The following is a 16,646-nucleotide window of genomic DNA, read 5'->3' on the forward strand; positions in this document are numbered from 1 at the left end:
CATGGTCCGCGCTTCGTGTTGCTCAGAGGGTGCGGGCGAACAGGGCGAGGAGCTCGGTCCAGTGCCGCTCGGCCGCGGCCGGGTTGTAGGCGGCGGTGTCGGACTGGGTGTAGCCGTGGTGCGCGCCCTCGTAGACCTCGCACCGGTGCGTGACGCCTGCCTCGGTGAGTGCCTGCTCCAGGCGGCTGACCTGGTCCTCGGGCATCGACGGGTCGTCGTCGGCGTGTGCGAAGTACAGCTCGGCGGTGATCCGGCCGGCGAGCAGGTGCGGGCTGTCGGGCGCGTCGCTCGCCAGCCCGCCGCCGTGGAAGCCGGCCGCCGCGGCGACCCGGACGGGATGGGTGCCGGCCGTGTACAGCGCGAGCCGGGCGCCGATGCAGTAGCCGGTGACGCCCACCGGTCCCTCCGCCACCGAGGGCGCGTCCGCGAGCCAGGCCAGGTAGGCCCCGGCGTCGCGCTCGGTCAGGTCCGGCGTGAGTGACTCCATGACCGGGACGATCCTCTCCACGATGTCCGGGCGGGCCTCCATGTCGATGAACTCGGGCAGTTCCACGACCGGGGCGGGGCCGTGCCGGTAGAAGACGTTCGGGACAAGCACCGTGTAGCCGGACGCCGCCAGCCGGTCGGCCATCGCCTTCAGGTGCGGGCGCAGCCCGAACGCGTCCTGGTACAGGAGCACACCCGGGTGTGCCGTCCCGTCGTCCGGACGGACGAGGTACGCGTCGGCGATACCGTCGGCGGTGGCGATGTCCACGGAGGTTCGGCTCAGGGTGCTCATGGCGGGGCCGCCTTTCGGTGCGATCGGTTCGGGCGGCGGCACCACGGCACACCGCCCCGCTCACACATGTCGAACACACCTGTGCGCCCGGCGATTCCCGTCCGCCATGACCGATCGACATATGTTTCTCAGCTCGGCCGGGTCTCCGCCCGGGAAGGCGCCTTCCGCGAGCGGCCGGCCCGCCCGCAGCAGCTCGTGTCGGCGGTGCCCGTCGCGGCCTCCAGGGGGCGTACGGCGCGGTGACACGCGCGGCGGGAGGCGGCCGTTCCGCCGGGGGAGATGGAACGGCCGCCGGGTCCGCCGCACCTCGATCGTGCGGCGGAGCTTCCCCTTCGACAACGGATCCGGCGCCCCGGAAGGTTCACATCTGCCGGCTCGGCTCCGGAACGGTCCGTCCGCCTTCGGCTCCGCTGCGAACTCATCGTACCCGCAACCGGGTTGGGGCCAGGAACACCTGATGTTCCCCCGCACAGACACATATGATCGTCCGGCGACATGCCACGACCACATGTCACGGAGCCGGTCGTCCGGCTCTGCCCTCACACCGCGAGGACGAGACTGACGTGAACGACTTCCACCCCGGCCGCCGGCGCCTGCTGAAGATGTTCGGACTGGGTGCCACCGCGACCACCGCGACCCTCCTGCAGGCCGACCCGGTGCTCGCCGCGACGCTCGGGTACGACGAGAGGACCGGTGTCTCCCCGGCCACGTACAAGGCCCCCGAGGGGCTGGCGCGGGACTCCGAGGCCAAGCGGACCGCGCTCGACTGGATCTCGGCCAACGAGGGCGCGGTCAAGAAGCTGAGCGACGAGGTGTGGCAGCACGCGGAACTGTCGCTGCGCGAGTGGAAGTCCTCCCTCGCCCACGCCGGACTGCTCAAGGACAACGGCTTCACCGTCGAGTGGGGCGCGGGGGGCTTCCCGACCGCCTTCGTCGCCACGTACGGCACGGAGGGGCCCGTCCTCGGCTTCAACGCCGAGTACGACGCGCTGCCCGGCCTCTCCCAGAAGAAGGGCGTGGGCAGCCACGACCCCCTCGTCTACAACTACGACGCTTACGGCCCGACGTACGGCGCCGGCCACGGCGACGCCCACAACGCCCTGGGCGCGGGCGGCACCGCCGCCGCGATCGCCGTCGCCCAGGCGATCCGGGCGGGCGGCCTGAAGGCCCGGGTCAAGCTGTTCGGCAGCGCGGGCGAGGAGCAGCTCGTCGGCAAGGCGTACGCCGTCAAGGAGGGCGTGTACGACGGTCTCGACGCGTTCCTGGACTGGCACCCGTTCAACATCACGGTGCCGTTCTGGAACACCACCAGCGCGCTGATCTCGGCCACGTTCACCTTCCTCGGTGCCTCCGGTCACGGCGGCACCCCGCTCGGCAACAAGAGCGGTCTGGACGGTGCGCTGCTGATGGCGACGATGTCGGAGTACCTGCGGGAGAAGAACGTCGCCCCGTCGGGGCGGTTCCACTACGCGATCGTCAACGGCGGCGGCGCGCCCAATGTGACCCCGGACATGTGCTCCATCTGGTTCTTCGTCCGCGAGGGCAGCCCGGCACGCGCCCGGGTGCTCTACGACAAGATCGTGGAGTGCGGGAAGGCCGCCGCCCAGGCCAGCCAGACCCGCCTGGTGCACAAGTTCCACTCCGCGACGTGGAACCTGCTGGCCAACAAGGCCGGCGCGGAACTGCTCAACGACAACATGCGGCAGATCGGCGCCCCCGGCTTCACCGACGCCGACCACGCCCTGGCCAAGAGCATCCAGAAGTCGCTGGGCAAGCCCGAGGTGGGCATGCCGACCGAGCTGACCCCGCTCGCTCCCCCGGCGGCCGCCTACACCGGCGGGCTCGCCACCGACACCGCCGACATCAGCTGGCAGGCGCCCACCGCCGTGCTGCTGTCCGCGGCCTACCCGCCCGGCATCCCGAACCACAACTGGGGTGTCACGGCGACGGCGGCCACCAACATCGGCCACCAGGCCCTGCTGTCGGCCGCCCGCTACCTGGCGGCGGCCGCGATCGACCTGATCGAGCAGCCGGAGCGGCTGGACGCGATGAAGCAGGAGTTCAAGGACCGTACCGAGGGCGTCGCATGGGCGTCGATGATCCCGGACGGCAACCAGCCGCCGCTGTACGAGCCGCCGGCCGGCTTCCTGAAGGCGACCGGGCAGAGCTGGCCGCCGAAGGGCGTGACCTGGCCGGTGCCCCCGGTGGTGTCCACCGAGCAGCTCGGCACCACCGGCCCCAACCTCCCGCCCGTCACCTGACGTCCGTCGCGCCCGCGCACTCCCCGCCCCGTGGCCGGTTCCTCCCGGCCACGGGCGGTCCGTCTCCCGTCGGCGGACGCGGCGGTCACCGTGCCTGCGCGGCGCGTCCCCCGGGACGACCACCGGGTGCAGCGCGGGATCGAGTGTGCGCGCCCCGGACTTGCCGCGCGACGGGTGCGCGGAGCGGCGGGTTCGGCCTGGACCACGCCTGCCGGGACGTCGACACCCACCGCGCGACCGGTGTGCGGTCGGCACCGGCGCGGTGGGCGTCCCGGCCGCCGTCCGGGGGGCGCGGGCCTACATCGTCCTGCTCCTGGTGGGTGCCGACGATCTCAGTCGCCGTTCCCCCGGCGAGCGGCGGCGGCGAGGGCACGGAACTCGTCCCAGCACACCTTGGGCCGGGGCAGCGCGCGCCGTTCGAGATAGCGCTCGGTGGCCCGCTTCGTACGGCGCAGCACGCCCAGGGCGTCCACGGCGCGCCCGGAGCCCATCGGTTCCACGACCTTCTCCGGAACCAGCAGCAGTCGGTCACCGGCTGTCTCCAGCCGGCCGCGGACCAGCGCGTTGTGCATGTCGTTCAGCAGCGCGTCGTGGCGGTGCACCAGCAGCGAGGCGGGTCCGGGCACCACGGCGCAGTCGGCGGGCACGTCCACGACGTAGCCGCCGTCGGCGGGCGCCGGCCGGGTACGGGCGAGCACGGGCGCTCCGGACGCGTCGCGGGCGGCCAGCACGGCGCCGGCGTACCGGGACAGCTGCTCGGCGCCCGGCAGCGGGCCCGGGCCGGCGTCCGGCCGGCTCTCCCGCGGCCCGGACACGGTGAACGGCGGCCGGACGACGACCTGCTCGGGCGTCACCGTGATCAGCAGTCGCAGGTAGTACCAGTCCATCGTCCACCGCGCGGGGGCGGAGACGTACGACCGGCTGTGCGGCTGCCGCTCGAAGAGCATCCGCCAGTAGTCCTCGGCGCCTTCGGGGCCCGTCATGATCTCGTCGGGGCATTCCGCGCCGCCGCCCACGAAGATCTGCGGCGCGTCGGTGAGGCCGCTGCCCGTGGGGTCGGAGAAGAGCAGGCCGACGCGTCCGTCACGGCGGATGTTCAGCGCCTTCTGCGCGAAGGCGAGTGAGGTGGTCAGCAGCAGGGTGCCGTTCTCGTTCCGGCGTACGGCCGTCGGCCAGGCGGCCGGGGCGCCGTCGCGTCCGAGAGTGGCGAACTCGCAGGTTCGGTAGGCGTCCAGGACGTCCAGTGGGGCCGCGTCGAGAACTGTCACGGTTCTTCTCTTCCGGTGGGCGAGCGTGGATCGGGGAACACGTGTTCATGCTGGGTGGTGTTCAACTGCCGCTCGTCGGCTGTCAGTTCGGCACGCAGGGCCGCCCGCTGCGGGCAGGCTATCAGTGTGCCTGCGCGCTCTCCGGCGACCAGCGCCGACCCCTGCCCGTCGGCAGGGTCGGCGGTCAGCCACACATGTGCGGATGACCGAATCCGCACTCTCACCTACATGGTTGAACATGCAAGGGTTTACCGGTCGGCCGCATGTGACCGAACCGGCCGGCCGTATTTGACCGAATGGTAGCGCCGAAGCCGCCACGGCTCCGGCGCACGAGGAATGGGAGGATCACATGTCCACCATGAGGACGCGGGTGAAGCTGCGGAGCACTGCCGTCGCCGCAGGCATGGCGGCGGCCCTGATCGGCCTCGGTGCCGGCGCGGCGAACGCCGCGGGCTGGCCTCCGCTGCAGGAAGGCGCCTACCTCTACTCGGGCACCACCGGGACGGGTTCGGTGACGAGGGTCGACCTCGGTGACCTCGGAACCTGCCACACGCTGTCCCAGGCGGCGCGGTCGATCCAGATCGCCAACGGCTCGGCGTCCGTGGAGCTGTACACCTCGTCCGACTGTGGCGGCGCCACGGCATGGCGCAGCGGCTCGCTGACCCAGACCGACCTTCCCCGCCCGATGCTGAGCTACCGGGTGGTCCCCGCGTAACGCAACCCCCGAAGTGCCCGGGTCCGCGCCGTCGACGGCGCGGACCCGGGCACTTGTGTTTTCCCCGCGCCGCGCCCTCGCCTCGCCGGAAGGCGACCGCGCGCGTGACTTAGGTGTACCGAGGGCCGCCCGTGCCGCCGGGACCGGCAGTCAAACGACGGTCGCCCGTCCCGGGCCGCGGGACAAGACTGAGAAACGTCCCGTTGATACGTATGTCGGGCGAGACGCCCCCTGTGCCGGCGTCCGGTGCGGTCTCACGCGCCTCGCCCCGGGATGCCCTACCAGCACAGTCACGTCGTCGTCGGCAGAACGGACAGAGGCTACAACATGGTGAACACATGGCTGATCACGGGCGCGTCCCGGGGGTTCGGGCGCGCACTGGCGGAGGCGGTTCTGGCGGGCGGTGACCGGCTGGTGGCGACGGCGCGACGTCCCGAGCAGCTCGCGGACCTGGTCTCCCGCCACGGCGACCGGGTGCGCGCGGTGGCCCTCGACGTCACCGACGCCGTCGCCGCCCGGGAGGCGGTGCGCACGGGCGTCGACGCCTTCGGCGGTCTGGACGTGGTGGTGAACAACGCCGGGTACGCCAACAACGCCCCCATCGAGGAGATGGCGGAGGACGACTTCCGCGCCCAGTTCGAGGCGAACTTCTTCGGGGTCGTCAACGTCACCCGGGCCGCCCTGCCGGTGCTGCGCGCGCAGCGCTCGGGCACGTTCGTGCAGTTCTCCTCGCTGGGCGGCCGGGTCGGCGGCACTCCGGGCATGGGTGCCTACCAGAGCGCGAAGTTCGCCGTGGAGGGCTTCTCCGAGGTCCTGGCGGGCGAGGTCGCGCCGTTCGGGGTGAAGGTCCTCATCGTGGAACCGGGTGCCTTCCGCACGGACTGGCAGGGCTCCTCGATGGAACTGCACGCCGTGGGACCCGACTACGAGGACACGGTCGGCGCCATGAACAAGTACCGGGCGGAGAACAGCGGCAACCAGCCCGGCGACCCGGTCCGTGCCGCCAAGGTGCTCATCGACGCCGTACGCGACGACGACCCGCCGCGCCGGCTCCTGCTCGGCGCCCAAGCGGTGACCATGGCCCTGGAAGCGGGTGAGGCTCGCGCCGCGGAGACCCGCAAGTGGGCCGCGGCCAGCGGCGCGGCGGACTTCCCGGCCGGGGAGTAGGCACGCCGGGCGAGACGCCCCCGGACGTCTCCCCCGCTCCCCTGATCGCCCTTTCCTCCCCCCACGTCACCTTTCCCGCCACTCCCTACCAAGGAGATCACCAATGTCTCGCAAGACCTGGCTCATCACCGGTGCGTCCAGCGGCCTCGGCAAGGCCCTGGCCGAACACGTGCTGGCCCGCGGCGACCAGGTGGTGGCGACCGCCAGCTCCACGCGGGCCACCACCGAACTGGCCGCGCGCTGTCCGCAGACCGCGTTGGCGGTCAAGCTGGACGTCACCGAAGCCGCCGACCGCGCAGCCGCGGTCCGTGCCGCCGAGGAGCGCTTCGGCGGCATCGACGTCCTCGTCAACAACGCCGCGATCGATTTCGTCGGCGCCCTGGAGGAGCAGGAGGAGGGCGACTACCGCAGGCTGTTCGAGGTCAACTTCTTCGGCGCGGTCGCCCTCACCCGGGCGGTCCTGCCCGGGATGCGCGCCCGGCGCCGCGGCACCGTCGTCAACGTCTCCTCCATGGACGGCCTGGCGAGCCTGCCCGCCAACGGCTACTACTCCGCGAGCAAGTTCGCGCTGGAGGGCTTCACGGAGGCCCTGTGGCAGGAGATCGAGCCGATCGGGCTGCACGCGATGATCATCCAGCCGGGTTCGTTCCGCACCGGCATCGAGAACCGGACGAGGGTGTCCGGCGAGGGCATCGGGGACTACGCCGCCACGGCCGGCGCCTTCCGCGCGATGATGGGCAGCCTCACGCCGGACATGTTCCCCGGTGACCCGGAGCGCGCCGCCGAGGCGATCTACGACGCCGTCACCGCCCCGCAGCCGGCCCACTGGGTCGTCCTGGGCAGCGACGCCCAGCGGCGGATCGGCGTGAAGCTCGAACAGCTGCGGGCCGAGTTCGAGGCCGGCCGGGAGCTGGCCCTGAGCACGGACTTCCCGGGGGCCGCCGACAACGCGGTGCTCTGACGGCCGGCGGGGTTCGTCGCCCGGTAGGGGGTGAACAGCCGCACGGTCGCCACGTACAGCCAGGCCAGGGTCAGCGTGATGCCGAGCGCGGCGGTCCGGGAGCGGTCGCGGGACGTGCCGTGGGCGATGCCTCGACGACGCGCTGCTCGACCGGTTCGTGGCCGCGCCGCGCGAGACGATGCTCGCGGCTCCGGGCGTCGGACCGGCCGCGCCCCAGGTCGGTGTCCCGTGAGCCGGCCGTCGTAATAGTCCTGCCACCAGCACCAGCCGGGTGAGGGAGGCGGGTGTCGGCTGCGGAGCGGGCATGAGTTCTGCCGGGCCGGCACCGGCCGCCGGTAAGCCCGGACGGCCGGTGAAGGCGCCTGCCGCGCCGCCGGGATCAGGCGGGCAGGACGTTGTGGTTGAAGCGGAAGACGTTGTGCGGGTCGTACCGCTTCTTCACCGCGGCGAGCCGCTCGAACCGCTCCGCCCCGTACACCTCGCGCACCCCCTCGGTGTCGGTCGCCTCGTCCGGGGAGAGGAAGTTCACCATGTTCCGCCCCGACGCCCACGGCCGCAGCCCGTCGATCAGCTTGGCGAGGTCGGCCCGCAGCGCGTCGTCATGGCCCGGCGCCCCCACCGCGAAGGCGAAGAGGACGTACGGCAGGCCACGACTCGACACGGCGTTGGGGACGGCCGGCTGCCGGTCGAAGGCACCGCCGAGCGCCCGGATCTCCACGTTCGCCAGCGTGCACCCCGACTCCGCGCCGACCAGTTCCAGCAGTGCCCGTTCCGTTTCCTCGGTGAACTCGTCCAGGCAGACGCTGCGGTCGCAGTACGGCATCGGGTCCACCGGGTCCATGTGGATCTCGCCGATGGCGGAGTAGGGCTTCTCCCCCACCAGGTCGATCAGCGCCGGCGCTGCCGCGCGCAGCAGCGCGATCAGGTCGGCGCCGTCGGCGGCCGAGCCCAGGTAGCCGATCCGCAGGCTGACGACGAAGGCGCCGCGCAGCGGCTCGGGCAGCACCGGGATGTCGGGCAGTCGCTGGACGGCCAAGGAGGAGGTCGTGTCCTCCCCCACCGTGGGCAGCCAGGCGCGCCAGGCGGTGAGCACCTGGGCCAGGTGCTCACCGGGGAAGTAGATGCAGCCGCCGTAGAAGCGGGAGACCGGGAACACCTCGAACTCGATCTCGGTCACCACACCGAAGTTGCCCTTGCCGCCGCGCACGGCCCAGAACAGGTCCGGTTCGCTCACCGGGGTCACCTCGCGCAGTTCCCCGTCCGCGGTGACCATCGTCAGCCGGCGGACGTGGTCGGCCGCGTAGCCCAGACTCCGCCCCAGCAGCGGGCTCTGGCCGCCGCCCAGGGTGTAGCCGACGACGCCGACGCCGGGAGCCGAGCCCACGAGGGGAGCCAGGCCGTGCTCGGCGGTGCGCGGCAGCACGTCGTCCCACCGGACACCCGCCTCGACCCGCACGAGGCGTTCCCGCTCGTCGACGACGATGCCCCGCATCCGCCGCGTCGTGATCAGCAGGCCGCCCTCGGCCGACGAGACCACCTGGTGGGCCGCGGACTTCACCGCGACGGGCAGGCCGTGCCGCCCGGCGAAGCGGACCGCGGCCCGCACGTCGGAGGCGTCGGCGGCCCCGACCACCACGGCCGGACGGAGGGCGCAGGTCAGGTTGAACGTGGCGCACTCCTCCTCGTACCCCTCGGCTCCCGGCTCCAGGACGGGGCCGCGCACGGACCCACTCAGGTCCGCCAGGTCCTCCGGCCGGAAATTGACACTCGCCACGCTGATCACACCTCACTGCACACATGCGGAGCGTTCCGCCGGGACCGTCCATGCACCGGCAGGCGGAACGCACAGGGACACACCCTGACGCCACCTCAACGAGTCGGGCACACCTGATCGTTCACTCCACCGGGCCCGCACACGCACATGTGAATCGGTGAACCGGCTGCCGGACGATCCCCCCGGGCCGGCCGGCGGGCCCTCCTCGGCCCCCTCGGCGCCACCCGGACCCGTACCCTGAGCTGCTCGTCTGCCCGCTGCCGGGAGTCACCCGCACAGAGGGGGCACAAGAAACATCTCAGCCATACCGCGTGACGGAAACCTCATGGGCATCTAGGCTGCTGTCCCTGGTGGGGTCGAAAGGTGGCGGGCGGTGCGGTACCGGCCGGGCGGCCGTCGCCGCGACGGAGCGGAAGCGGCGGCGTAGCCTCGCACTGCGCCCGGAGCACCCGTGCGCACAGGTGGGCCGATCCGCACCGGGTGTGAGGTCGGTGCTGGAGGGAGTGGGGGACGGTGGAACCGAGCATCGGAGCGATAGTCGGCCGCGAGCGGGAGCAGGAGGTGCTCTCCGCGTTCGTGGCCGCTCCCGAGGGGCGGGCCCTCGTTCTGCGGGGCGACACGGGTGTCGGCAAGAGCGCCCTGCTGGACCGCGTCGCCGACCTCGCCGCGGACGAGAAACACCGCGTGATCCGGGCCGCCGGGGTCGAGGCCGAGTCGGAGCTGCCCTTCGCCGGCCTGCACCAGTTCCTGTACCCGCTGCTGTCCTACGTCGACCGGCTCGACGTCGGCCACCGAGGAGCGTTCGACGTCGTCTTCGGCCGGAGCGAGGGCCCGCCCCCCTCGGTCATGACCCTCGGCATCGCCGTCCTCGACCTGCTCTCGCTCGCGGCGTCGCAGAAGCCGCTCCTGCTGGTCCTGGACGACGGCCAGTGGCTGGACTCCTCCAGCATCGAGGTGTGCGGTTTCGTGGGCCGCCGGCTCACCGGCAGCTCGGTGAAGCTCGCGGTCGGCCTGCGCTCCGACCTCGCCTCCGGCTTCGACACCGCGGCGCTGCCCGTCGTGCCGGTGACCACGCTGTCCGAGAAGGCCTCCGAGCAGCTGCTGGACATGCGCCACCCGGGCCTCGACCCCCGGCTGCGCCGGCTGGTCCTCGACGAGGCCCAGGGCAACCCGCTCGCCCTGCTGGAACTGCCGCCCTATGTGCGCGGCAACCTCTCGGCCCGCAGTTCCGGGGAATCGTTCGGCTACACCGGCGTCCCGCTGCCCCTGCGGCTCCAGCACGTCTACGGCGCACGTATCGAGGGTCTCGGGGACGCCGTACGCGCGGAGCTGCTGCGCGGCGCCCTGGACGGTGTCGCGGCCGGCACCACGGCCGGCGGTGCCCGTGGTGCGCGCTACCGCATGAGGGACGCCGACGAGGCCGCGGCCTGCGGTCTGCTGGACATCGACCCGCTCAACGGCGACTTCGTGTTCCGGCACCCCCTGGTCCGGTCGACCGCCGTGCAGATCGCCACCCCGAACGAGCGGCGGGCGGCGCACGCGTCCCTCGCCGAGGTGCACCGCGCCGACGTGGAACGGCGCGCGTACCACCTCGGGGCCTCGGCGGTCGACCCGGACGAGGAGATCGCCGCCGCGCTGGAGGCGGCCGCGGAGTCGGCCACCCGACGGGGCGGCGCGCGGGCCGCCGTCGCCTGGCTGACCCGGGCGGCGGAGCTGAGCGAGAGCCACGAGGAGCGCTCCCGCAGACTGGGGGACGCCGCGTTCATCGCCGGACACGCCGGCCGGCTCGACCAGGCCCAGCAGCTCGTCGGCTCCGACTCGACCGCGGGAAGAATCGATTCTCCCGCCTCGGTGGTGGCATCGGCCTACGTTGCGCTCTACGAGGACGGGGACGTCCGCTCCTCCCAGCACCAGGTGCTGGCGGCGATCGAGGGCGTCCGGGACAGCGGTGCGACCGAGCCGACCGAGGTCCTCACCCGGCTGGTGAACCTGCTGCTGGCCATCAACCAGTACGCGAGCGACGCGGCGTCCTGGGAGCGGGCGCACGCCCTCATCGACTCGCTGGGCGGCCTGGTGTCCCCGCATTCGCGCGTCTACCAGGACGCCTGGAGCGACGTGGTGCGCCGGGGAGCGGGCGTGCACGAGCGGGTGGAGCGGGCCTTCGCGGACCTCGGCGCGCTGGATCCCTGGGACATCAGCAGGCTGTCGGTCGCCGCCTACCACGTGGACACGCTCAGTCAGTACCGGCCGCACCTCCAGCGCGTCGTGGAGCGCGAACTGGAGACCGGGGCCCGGGTCTCCGGCATGACGATGCTGCACCTGATCATGCTGGACCAGATCGCCGTCGGCGAGTGGGACGAGGCCGACCGCACCGGACAGCGCGGGCTGGAGCTGATGACCTCGCACCAGCACACGTTGTTCGCCCATCACAGCAAGGCGTACCTGGGGCTGCTGGCGGCGATGCGCGGCGAGGTGGAACGGGCCCGGGAGCTCCAGGCCGCCGTCGACGCCTGGGCCCGCCCCCGGGGCATCGGCTTCCTCACCCAGATCGCCGACGCCATCGGCACCACCGCCGCCCTCAGCGAGGGCGACTACGAAGCCGCCTACCTCCACGCGATCGGCATCACACCGCCGGGCGCCTTCGAGCCGTACTCCCACCAGGCGTCCCGTACCCTGCTCGACCTCGTCGAGGCCGCCCTGCACACCGGCCGCTCCGAGCAGGCCCGCGAGCACGCCCTCGCCGCCCAGCGGGCGCGACTGCCCGAGATCTCACCCCGCCTGGCCCTGATCACCCACGGCGCCCTCGCCATGACCGCCGCCGATCCCGCCGAGGCCGAACAGTTCTACGGCCTGGTCGAGAGCCGGCCCGCCGGAACCCGCTTCCCCTTCGAGCTGGCCCGGATCCGCCTCGCCCGCGGCATCCGGCTGCGCCACACCCAGGGACGCAAGGCCGCGCGTCCGCCCCTGACCCTGGCGGCGGAGGCCTTCGAACGCCTCGGCGCCACCACCTGGACCGAACGGGCCCGTGCCGAACTGAGGACGACCGGCACCCCCGCCCACCCCTCCGCCGCCCACCTCGCCGCGCTGACCTGGCAGGAGCGCCGGATCGCCGATCTGGCCGCCGGCGGCCTGACCAACAAGGAGATCGGCCAGCGGATGCACCTGTCACCGCGCACGGTCAGCTCCCACCTCTACCGGGTCTTCCCCAAGCTGGGCATCAGCTCCCGGGCGGCCCTCCGCGACGCCCTGGGCAAACTCCGCGACGAGCAGAGCGTGTGAGGGGAAGGCCGGGAAAGGGACGGTTCCGGCCCGGCACGAACCGGCCGGGGCCGACCGGGACCGTGCCCCGCGGATCTGTTCCAAGGCCGCGGGACACGGTGACACCCGCGGCACGGCGTCACGATGACGCCCACGGCACGGCGTCACGGTGACGCCCACGACACGGCCGTCACCGCGGTGGCCTCGGTGACGGCGGCGAGCCGGTCGTAGTCGAGCGTCTCCGGCACGTCCGTGCCCCGGTGGTAGTGGGGGTTCCGGAAGTTCGCGGTGTCGGTGAGCATGAGCGCGGGAACACCCCGGTTCCAGAACGGCGCGTGATCGCTGCGCCCCAGGTGGCTGGCCGGAGGCACGGCGAGTCCGATCAGCAGTCCGAGCAGCCCGTCGGGACGCGGGTCGCGCAGCAGCAGGCCGCTGACGGACGGCGAGGCCGCCGCGGCGGCCCGCTTCCACACCTCGGCCGCGGCGGCCGAGGAACGGCGGTGCACCACAAGGGTGAAGTCGCCCCGGTAGCCCTCGTCACGGGTCGCGGCGGACGCTTCGGGAAAGACGCGCCCGAAGCCGGCCGGCAGGCGCTGGGTCCCCGGGTCGTCGGCGAAGTAGCCGACCGACTCCAGACAGATCATCCCGCGCACACCGCCGTCGCCGACCAGTTCCCGGGCGGCCTGGCGGGAGCCGATGAGGCCCAGCTCCTCCATGTCGAACACGGCCAGGACGACGCGCGGGGCGACGGGCGAGGAGGCCAGCAGACGTGCCGTCTCCAGGACCACCGCGACCCCCGAGGCGTTGTCGTCGGCGCCCGGGCTGCCGCTGACGCTGTCCAGGTGCGCGCCGATCACCACGGCCGGCCCGGCACCGCGGCCTGGCAGCTCGGCGACGAGGTTCGCGCCGCGCAGCCGCCGGTGGAGCCGGGGCTTGAGGGCGAGGGCCCGGTGTCCGTGCCGGTCGGTGGCGCCGACCTGCCAGCGCACGTCGAACGGCTGCCGCCGCACCAGCCAGCCCGCGGCGGTCAGTTCGTCGTGCACGTACGCCTCGGCACGTTCCATCATGTCCGGCGCCCGGAGCCGGCTGCGCGGGCCCGCTGCGAGGAACTCCACGTGCCGCCGCAGCCTGCCGGCGTCCGGGCGGGGGCTCCGGCCGGGCGCCGCCGTCGGGTCGTTCGTCATCCGGTACTCCGCTCACCACGGGGATCAGGGACAACGCACCGGCCGACGGCCGGGCACCCGGCAACAGAAAAAGCGCGAGGGGAGGGGAGCGCTCGGGGCGGATATTAGTCGGCCGATCCGTGAACCCGTGCCGGTTTCCGTCCCGTTGATCCAGAGGAGGACTCCTGCGGCCGGTGTGTTCATCGGCTGGCCCGGCCGCAGGAAGGGAGCGGCCGTCCACGCGTTCTTCCCTGACGTGGGGGCGGCCGCTCCACCCCCGTCCCGTCCCCGGAAAGCGCCCTGTTGTCACACGTGTCGCTGCGGGCGAGGGTGCGCATGAGCCTGGTGGGTGCCGCGGGCCGCGGACCCACTGAGACACCTGTCCCCCAGGGCGTTAGAGTCGGGGGAAGTGTCGGTGTCTCGTTGTGAAGGACGGGTATGGGCGGGCCGCAGGAGAACGCCGGGACGTGGGAGGACGCCGCCCTGACCCGGGCCGCGCAGGCGGGCGACGTGTCGGCGCTGGCGCTGCTGCTGGAGCGGCACCGGCCGAGGATGCGCGCGGTGGCGCTCAGCCTGCTGGGGCCGGGCCCGGACGTGGACGACGTCCTTCGGGAGACGGCGCTGGTGGCGCTGCGGCGGATCGTGGACGTACGCGATCCCGAAGCGGTGGGACCGTGGCTGCGCATGGTCGTGCGCAACCACTGCCGCGGCCTGCTGCGGGCCTCCCGGCGGACGGAACCCCTGGACGAGGTGCCGCTGCCGCAGGACGGCGGAACTCCCGAGCAGGTGCTGGAGGGCCACGCGCTGCGGGACTGGATCTGGGAGGCGGTCGAGTCGCTGTCCCCGACCCTGCGGCTGCCGGTGGTGCTGCGCTACTTCTCCACCGGGATCACCTCCTACCAGCAGATCGCCGAGGCCTGTGCGGTGCCGGTGCGTACCGTGCGCAGCCGCCTGCACCAGGCACGCGCCGCACTGGCCCGCACCCTCGCGGACACGGCGGACTCCGGGCACGAGGACGTGCTGCGCCGCACGGCGGAGAGCTGGCGGGAGGCACACGACACGCTGGCGGCCGCCGAACGCGGCGAGTTCGGCAAGGTGGTCCGGGACCGCTACGCCCCCGGGGTCTCGCTGCTGGTCGGCGGGGAACGGCTCGGCGGTGCCGACCTGCTGCTGTCGGGCATGGACCTCGACCTCTCGGCGGGGGTGCGCCAGCGGCCCCGTCACGTCGTGGCCGGCCGGTCCCTGGTCGTGTGGGAGATGGAGCTGATCAGCCCGGCGGACGACCCGGACCACTGCCCGCCGGGCGTCGCCTGGATCATGACGCTGGACGCGGGCCGCGTCGACCGGGTCTGCCTGTACCACAGCCCCCGCCCGGAGGTGTTTCCCGAGCCCGTGGCGGCCTGAGCCCACCCCTCCCCGGACGTGTGACGCAGGTCACCTCACCGGGATCCAACTTTCCGGTCCCGGCGGTGTCGTGTCGGTGCGACCCACGTCCACACGGCTCATGGAGGCCCCGATGACCGCGTTCCACACGCACCACGACGGCTCGACCCCCGGCACCGACCCGCTGTCCCCCGGCACCCACACCTACCGGCTGGCCGGGCTGGTGCAGCGCTACCACGTCCACGGCGACGGCCCGGTGTGCGTGGCCCACTCGGGCGGGCCCGGCATCCACTGGGAGTACATGCGGATGCCCGCCCTCGAGGAGCACCTGACCATGGTGTACGTCGAGCCCGTCGGCACCGCCGAGGACAGCCGTCTGCCCTCGCACCCGCACGGATACACCCGGGAGCGCTACAGCGGCTTCCTGGAGACACTGATCAACCGGCTGGGGGTGTCCCGGGTGCACCTGCTGGGTCACTCGCACGGCGCCTTCGTGGCCGCCTACCACGCCCTGCGCCGGTCCGAGCAGCTGGCAGGTGTCGTGCTCTACGAGGGCGCTCCCGTCACGGGGCCCGAGCACGGCGCGGAGGCGGCCCGCATGGTGGAGGCGTTCGTGGCGAAGCACGCCGGCCACCCGGGACTGCCGGGCGTGCTGGCCGCGTTCGAGGCGATGTCCGGCATGACCAGTGACGAGGACACCGTGGCCGTCGCCCGGGGTGTGCTGCCGTCGTACTTCGCCGACTACTGGGGGAACGAGGAGAAGTACGCGCCCTTCCGGGACGCGGTCCGGGCCACGTACATCTCCGGCCTGGACGAGGACCTCACCCCGGACGTCATCGACGACCGTGCCGCGCTCAAGGGACTGACGGTGCCGGCTCTGGTGATCGTGGGCCGTCACGACGTGATCTGCGGGCTGCGCTGGGGTCTGGAACTGGACGAACTGATCCCCGACTCCCGGCTGCTGGTGCTGGAGCACAGCGGTCACATGGGGCACGTCGAGGAACCCCGGAGGTTCGCGGACGCGGTCCTCGACTTCGTCCGGGAGACGACGCCACGGGGCGGGACCGCGTAGCGCCCACCTGCCATGCCGCGCGGGCCCCGGCGGGGGCGCGCTCGACGGGGGCCCCGGCGGGACGCACCCGACGGGACTGCGGCGGGGGACGCTCCCCGGTGCCCCCGGTGGAGACACGCTCCACGGGACCCCGGCGGGACACACCCGACGGGACTGCGGCGGGGGCACGCTTTGCGGTGACCGGCGGGGACACGCCCGACGGGGACCCGGGCGGGGCACACCCGACGGGATCCCGGCGGGGCACGCTTCACGGGACCCCGGCGGGGCTGCCCCACGGAAACCCCGGCGGGACACACCCGACGGGGACTGCGCCGGGGCACGCTCCACAGTGCCCCCCGGCGGGGACACGCCCGACGGGGACCCCGGCGGGGCGCACCCGACGGGGACTGTGCCGGGACACGCCCTACGGTGGGCCCGGCGGGGCTGCCCCACGGAAACCCCGGCGGGACACACCCGACGGTGACTGCGCCGGGGGCACCCTCCACGGGACCCCGGCAAGGCTGCCTCACGGGAACCCCGGCGGAGCGGCCCCCGGGGAGCAGCGGGCCCTCGCCGCGCGACGCGTCCGGGGCCGGGGGCAGACCGGCGGGCATGGCGCGGAGCGGACGCGCCGGTCCGGCCGTACGTCGGTCCGGCGTGACCTACGACCCCGTGCCCCCGGTGCGCGGCGCACGCGCGGCGGCGACGACGCCGCGCCGGACGCCGTTCGCGCGGCGCGGGCACGCGGGGCACGTGCCGGCGGCCGGTCTGACGCTGTTCAGCAGGCCGGCCATGGCGTCACTCGTCACCGTGGCGACCGGGATGCGCGAGCACTCGGACATCTCCAGGCTGACGAAGTCGGCGGAA

At 73.3% G+C, this 16,646-nt stretch carries 11 protein-coding genes and 1 pseudogene; 8 read left to right on the forward strand and 4 right to left on the reverse strand.

The annotated features are described in order from the left end of the window. Positions 1 to 22: 22 nt before the first annotated feature. Positions 23 to 778, reverse strand: a complete 756-nt coding sequence (locus AB0946_RS22840; protein ID WP_366762474.1) for a dienelactone hydrolase family protein — start codon at positions 776 to 778, stop codon at positions 23 to 25. A 563-nt stretch (positions 779 to 1,341) separates the two neighbouring features. Here AB0946_RS22840 and AB0946_RS22845 point away from each other — a divergent pair. Continuing rightward, positions 1,342 to 3,039 (forward strand): amidohydrolase, encoded by a 1,698-nt coding sequence (locus AB0946_RS22845; RefSeq protein ID WP_366762475.1) that lies wholly within the window; start codon positions 1,342 to 1,344, stop codon positions 3,037 to 3,039. Between the two features lie 332 nt (positions 3,040 to 3,371). Here AB0946_RS22845 and AB0946_RS22850 read toward each other — a convergent pair whose 3' ends face one another. Next, positions 3,372 to 4,307, reverse strand: coding sequence for a pyridoxamine 5'-phosphate oxidase family protein (locus AB0946_RS22850; protein ID WP_366762476.1), 936 nt, complete (start codon positions 4,305 to 4,307; stop codon positions 3,372 to 3,374). 349 nt (positions 4,308 to 4,656) lie between these two features. Here AB0946_RS22850 and AB0946_RS22855 point away from each other — a divergent pair, with 349 nt between their 5' ends. The 4 genes and pseudogenes from AB0946_RS22855 to AB0946_RS22870 form a co-directional block, all read left to right on the forward strand. After that, positions 4,657 to 5,022, forward strand: coding sequence for a hypothetical protein (locus AB0946_RS22855; RefSeq protein WP_366762477.1), 366 nt, complete (start codon positions 4,657 to 4,659; stop codon positions 5,020 to 5,022). 327 nt (positions 5,023 to 5,349) lie between these two features. Beyond that, positions 5,350 to 6,189, forward strand: a complete 840-nt coding sequence (locus AB0946_RS22860; RefSeq protein WP_366762478.1) for an oxidoreductase — start codon at positions 5,350 to 5,352, stop codon at positions 6,187 to 6,189. A gap of 103 nt (positions 6,190 to 6,292) precedes the next feature. Beyond that, positions 6,293 to 7,150: an oxidoreductase gene (locus tag AB0946_RS22865; protein WP_366762479.1), complete on the forward strand. Its 858-nt coding sequence runs from the start codon at positions 6,293 to 6,295 to the stop codon at positions 7,148 to 7,150. A gap of 130 nt (positions 7,151 to 7,280) precedes the next feature. Continuing rightward, a pseudogene (locus AB0946_RS22870) lies at positions 7,281 to 7,379 on the forward strand (peptide deformylase); the annotation flags it as partial. A 150-nt stretch (positions 7,380 to 7,529) separates the two neighbouring features. Here the strand turns inward: AB0946_RS22870 and AB0946_RS22875 are convergent. After that, complete coding sequence (locus tag AB0946_RS22875; protein WP_366762480.1) at positions 7,530 to 8,924, reverse strand: FAD-binding oxidoreductase; 1,395 nt, start codon at positions 8,922 to 8,924, stop codon at positions 7,530 to 7,532. Between the two features lie 513 nt (positions 8,925 to 9,437). Here AB0946_RS22875 and AB0946_RS22880 point away from each other — a divergent pair. After that, positions 9,438 to 12,203 carry an AAA family ATPase gene (locus AB0946_RS22880; RefSeq protein ID WP_366762481.1) on the forward strand — a complete coding sequence of 922 codons (2,766 nt, stop codon included), beginning with the start codon at positions 9,438 to 9,440 and terminating at the stop codon, positions 12,201 to 12,203. A gap of 143 nt (positions 12,204 to 12,346) precedes the next feature. Here the strand turns inward: AB0946_RS22880 and AB0946_RS22885 are convergent, their stop codons facing one another. Then, positions 12,347 to 13,366 (reverse strand): M28 family peptidase, encoded by a 1,020-nt coding sequence (locus tag AB0946_RS22885; RefSeq protein ID WP_366762482.1) that lies wholly within the window; start codon positions 13,364 to 13,366, stop codon positions 12,347 to 12,349. A gap of 417 nt (positions 13,367 to 13,783) precedes the next feature. Here AB0946_RS22885 and AB0946_RS22890 point away from each other — a divergent pair, with 417 nt between their 5' ends. Continuing rightward, positions 13,784 to 14,749, forward strand: a complete 966-nt coding sequence (locus AB0946_RS22890) for a sigma-70 family RNA polymerase sigma factor (protein ID WP_366762483.1) — start codon at positions 13,784 to 13,786, stop codon at positions 14,747 to 14,749. Positions 14,750 to 14,861: 112 nt separating this feature from the next. Beyond that, positions 14,862 to 15,800, forward strand: coding sequence for an alpha/beta hydrolase (locus AB0946_RS22895; protein WP_366762484.1), 939 nt, complete (start codon positions 14,862 to 14,864; stop codon positions 15,798 to 15,800). Positions 15,801 to 16,646: the final 846 nt, after the last annotated feature.

It is taken from the genome of Streptomyces sp. NPDC046870 (assembly GCF_040704595.1).
Lineage (GTDB): Bacteria > Actinomycetota > Actinomycetes > Streptomycetales > Streptomycetaceae > Streptomyces > Streptomyces argyrophylli.